Below are 2,868 nucleotides of genomic sequence, written 5' to 3'. Positions count from 1 at the left end.
GCGAAGAAAGAACTAACCAAACTTGCTGCTAAAGAAAAAAAGCTTTGGTTAAAAAAGAAACCCACTAAATTTACCGATAGCAAATTTGGACAGACTAACAAAGCCTATCAGAGAGACGATTTGTTTGATCCTAATAAAAGGGTAAAATGAATGGAAAACAAAAAAGAAGTGTGGGGCACTAATATTGATAGAATGGAAGCAGGAAGAGCACCTATAGGTTTTGATGGTCAATCTGTTGAGTTGCATCACCTAAAACAAACGCCTGAGGGTCCCATAGCAGAAATGAGCAAGGAATCTCATAACAAATATAGTTCCGTAATTCATGCTCCTTCCAAAACACATCAATTGCTTATAGAGAGAAAAAAGTTTGAGAAGTGGAGAGCGGAATATTGGAAGGAACGTGCTAAAGGGTATAGAGAACAAAAAAACAGTAATTTAGGAGGAATAATTGATATGAAATGGAGTATCATAGGGATAGATTTTGACAGATGGGGACAGGAGCATCGGCAGTAATGCTCTACGGTTGATAAAAAGAGAAACTTGTAGGATAACTTATGGAGAATAATTGATGCAAACCTATACCTTAGATGATGTTATAGAATTAGTTGATAAAGTTGATAAATATGATAGTGATATTGTCAGTTTTGGGACTGCAGAAAATGCGGTCGATGATATATGGATTGAAAAGGCGGAGAAAGCTCTCAGTTTGCAATTCACATCTTCCTATAAAGCTTTTTTAAAACATTATAAAGGGGGAGATATTGGTGGTGATGAAATCTTTAGCCTTTATGAAGATTGTGTAGATTTTCCTTTTAATGATATTGTTTGTCAAAACTTAAATTATTACAGAAAACGTGGTTTTGCAACATCAGAACAGCTTGTAGTGAGTAGTACTGATTTTGGTGAAACCTTTTATTTTGATTATACGCAGTTTCGGGATGGAGAATGCCCACTTTATGTCAGGCTTCCATCTGAAGATTGCGAATATTATGCCAGTAATTTTTATGAATTCCTTTGCAAAAGAATTAAAGAAAGCGTGGGAGAAGAGATACCTGATGGTGATCAACCGATTGAAAAGACTGAGAACACTCCCACTCCGCAACCTATCCCTTTTTACAAGAATTTTTGGAAAAAACTATGGAAGAGGTGAAATTGATAGTGAGGAAATATATAGTCTTTCTAGAGAACCTCAGTATTACACAAGTAATTTTTATGTAAAAGAATTACAGATCATGCTGGGGGAATGATGATGCAAACTAAAGATGCAACAGAGATTTTAAAAGGACTTGGGTGGGAACCTTACCGTGCTGAAGATGGTAGTATGTTTGCGCATTATCATCTTCCCGATCGCATTGTAGGCATTAGTTATGATGTTGTAGATTATAGAGAGGATGGGAAAGAGTTTCAATTATCAGCTGATCTTACAACTGCCCCTTATTGCCTAGGTTGGGAATATGATGATGGTCAAGAATCGGAAGACAAATATGAAGATACACTGTTTTCTGCGAAAGAGAATTTCGATGTTATAGCACCTAACCTTTCAAAAAGTCATATCGAATCTGCTTTAAACAAAGTGACTGCATGGGCGCAAGCACAGGATATTGAACAAAAATTGCGTGAGAAAGCTGCTGATCACTCTCTTGTTGCAAAAGCTTTGCTTGGTGATATAGAGGCTTTAAAAGGTTACAAATCTACATCTCAATTACATATACCAGAATTTTCTGATTATCAAATAATGACGCGGTATGATCGCGTTCTTCTTTTTGCGCAAGCCTATAAAAACGGGGAATTGGATGATGTTTTGGCGCGTAAAAAACCTAGAAAAAAGCTGATGAGCATCACAGCGGCAAGCCGTATTTTCAAAACTCAAGGATGGTTTGCCATGGATCCTGGAAAAATGTGGTTGGCTTTGCCTGACCGCTTTGTTGTGCTTAATTTTGGCTTAGGGTATCTTAAGGATAAGTACAATGTCCATATTGAGGCAGATACATCTACAGAAGCGATTTCTCTGGCTTGCAATTATATTCACTATGATAGAGAAGATAAACCCAGATCGTTTAGAACTATTTATAAGCCTTTTCAGACGATTGGAGGAGGCATTTATAGTGGCATTGATAATTGTATTGATGTTTGTGTAGAAATGGTTAATGAACAAGAGCTTATCAAAATTTCTGAGCGAGTAATACAGTGGGCACGTGCTCAAGATTTAGAAATGGCGGTAGAAAACAAAACGCTTTTTCAAGAATATAGCTATTATCCAGATATTCCTTGGCATTTAGCTTGTTTAGCATTGACAGGTCAAATTGATGTGCTGAAATCTTATCAAAATTCACTTGCAATGGGAAAAATTCCTGAACATTTGCAAAGTCTTGATGAAGAACTGGAGGAGTATATTAATCGTGCTATTGAATTTTCTGAAGGATATCTAACGGTTTTGAAAGAGCGAGAGGTAGCAGATGAGCGGCTTGGTTCTCAATTTTTAGTTGTTGTTAATAAAATCGCTGAGCAACTGGAATCAATGGGTTGGACAGTCTATCGGGATAAAAACTACGAAAGTAATGCTTATTTTATGGGAAAAGACCGCCTCATTAATATAGTATACAGTTTTGACATGGGAAGAAAAGCACCGAGTATCACGTTCAAGGCTTCATTCTCAACGCTTGGTTTTTCAACTGCTCATAGAGAGATGTTTCCTAGGTTGCCCCAATATATAGCTCTCAAAGAGGCAGAAGAATTTTATACAGTTTCTAGTACTGAATTGGATGAAGGCAAACTAAAGGAGATTTGTACAGATATACTTGAGTGGGCTGACAACCAAAACAGCAACCAAATCATCTATGATTATGCGGCGTTGATAACAAACAGTGA

3 protein-coding genes are annotated in these 2,868 nt (G+C 36.9%); all 3 read left to right on the top strand.

What is annotated here, in order from left to right:
- Positions 1 to 150: 150 nt before the first annotated feature.
- Positions 151 to 513, top strand: coding sequence for an HNH/ENDO VII family nuclease (locus ABID23_RS07680; protein ID WP_354190878.1), 363 nt, complete (start codon positions 151 to 153; stop codon positions 511 to 513).
- Positions 514 to 568: 55 nt separating this feature from the next.
- The gene (locus ABID23_RS07675) at positions 569 to 1,150 is read left to right on the top strand and encodes an SMI1/KNR4 family protein (protein ID WP_354190876.1); all 582 of its coding nucleotides are present in this window, start codon (positions 569 to 571) and stop codon (positions 1,148 to 1,150) included.
- Positions 1,151 to 1,243: 93 nt separating this feature from the next.
- Positions 1,244 to 2,868 (top strand): DUF6990 domain-containing protein (locus ABID23_RS07670; protein ID WP_435521259.1); only part of this gene is annotated, 1,625 nt, incomplete at its 3' end.

Source organism: Bartonella silvatica, from assembly GCF_040545155.1.
GTDB classification, from domain to species: domain Bacteria; phylum Pseudomonadota; class Alphaproteobacteria; order Rhizobiales; family Rhizobiaceae; genus Bartonella; species Bartonella silvatica.
The sequence above is the reverse complement of the archived record's forward strand: the minus strand, read 5'-3'. Positions and strand labels throughout refer to the sequence as shown.